Genomic DNA, 1,456 nt, shown 5'->3' on the forward strand with positions numbered 1-1,456 from the left:
CCAGAACAGCGCCATGCCTCACTCCTCCTGATCCACACACCAGTGAATCAGGAAAACCATCACCCCTCAAGAGGCTGATTGAGTTTGAACCCTAGAAAGCGCGGTTCAAGCGATCGACAAGGCAATGGAGCGCGTCGAGCGCGGGCAAGACAAGCTCACCGACATCGTCAACGACCGCTTCGACACGCTGGCCGACGCTATCCGCAAAGCCTGAGTTTACTTCCACACTATGTTCAATAACGTGGCGCACGCGAAAAGGGCGATTGGCCCGCACATCACGACGATCGCCGCCAAAGCGTATCCGGGCTTACCGCCGTCAACGAACGCTTTCACGATGTCCACAAGGGCTTGCCATTTGTTCACTGGGCAGACTCCGTCCAAGAAAAAATACATTTCCTTGGCGGGGAGCGGCCTATTAGCCCTACGGGCTGTAGGGCCACAATCCGGGGTAATGGTCAAGAGGGTGTTATGGGTGTCCAAATAGCACCAGCCTAACGGAAAACATCTCAATACGCCTCAATACGCCTCAATACGCCTCATCTATGCCGATCGAAATTTTTCCATTTTTTGGAGATTTACCCATCACGTCGCCATCGATCGATTGCAGGCGCTGGTTCGCGCATCACCGGTATAGCAAGTTGAGAACTGAGCGGCATTTAGCCGAAGACCACTTTGGCTAGTCCGATCAGTGCTCCGATAGTGACCGGCGCGGAGATAATGCCCAGAGCGACCAACGCATGGCCGGGGTTTCCGCGCTCAATGAAGGCTTTTACAATTTCCGAATAAGACTGCCAGCGATTCACGTGACACACTCCGCCATTGAAAAAACGAGGTCTTTTCGATGGGGGGAATCGAACATTTAGCCCTACGGGCTGTGGATCACAATTTACCAAGACGGTCAATGGCCTACTCATGGAGAATGCCTTTCTACATGAGTTGCGCACAGTTTTTGGCCAATTTTTTGCGAACAACAGGTCAGCGCTTGTCGAGCAGATAGACGGGGACGACAACCTTCACCATCCCCTGTGCGAGATCATCACGACCTTCGACGCAGGCTTTCGCAGAACAGGAGAGATTGGATGGATACCAGCGCTTGGAACGCACTCGCGGGCAATATCGGCAATCTCCTTACTCTCGCAGGCACGTTAGGCGGCACTTTTCTCGGAAGTTGGTTGCAAAGGCGGAGTGCACTGAAAACGGCGAAGGACATGATCCAGATCGAGCGGCACAAATATACGCAGGATCGTCTCTGGGACGTACGCAAAGAGGCATACACGTCCATCATCGCGGGGCTTCGAGCGACGGCCAAGGCCGCAAACGTTGTGAATGACGGCTTCAACGATGGCTATATGCACCCAGAGTGTGGATCGGCGTGGAAAAGGGACCCCGGTAGCGGGGTGATCGGCGTGGAAAAGGGACCCCTCATCCCGTTGGTCTAGGCTGTTCGCTTGGCGGT

At 54.3% G+C, this 1,456-nt stretch carries 2 protein-coding genes; one reads left to right on the forward strand and one right to left on the reverse strand.

The genetic code is table 11. The features are described from left to right. Positions 1 to 656: 656 nt before the first annotated feature. Positions 657 to 803 carry a hypothetical protein gene (locus GGR48_RS17845; protein WP_183953185.1) on the reverse strand — a complete coding sequence of 49 codons (147 nt, stop codon included), beginning with the start codon at positions 801 to 803 and terminating at the stop codon, positions 657 to 659. Positions 804 to 1,079: 276 nt separating this feature from the next. On the opposite strand from GGR48_RS17845, the gene GGR48_RS17850 reads away from it, so the two are divergent. Then, positions 1,080 to 1,439, forward strand: a complete 360-nt coding sequence (locus GGR48_RS17850; protein ID WP_183953186.1) for a hypothetical protein — start codon at positions 1,080 to 1,082, stop codon at positions 1,437 to 1,439. Positions 1,440 to 1,456: the final 17 nt, after the last annotated feature.

Source organism: Sphingomonas pseudosanguinis (assembly GCF_014196255.1).
In the GTDB taxonomy this organism is placed as follows: domain Bacteria; phylum Pseudomonadota; class Alphaproteobacteria; order Sphingomonadales; family Sphingomonadaceae; genus Sphingomonas; species Sphingomonas pseudosanguinis.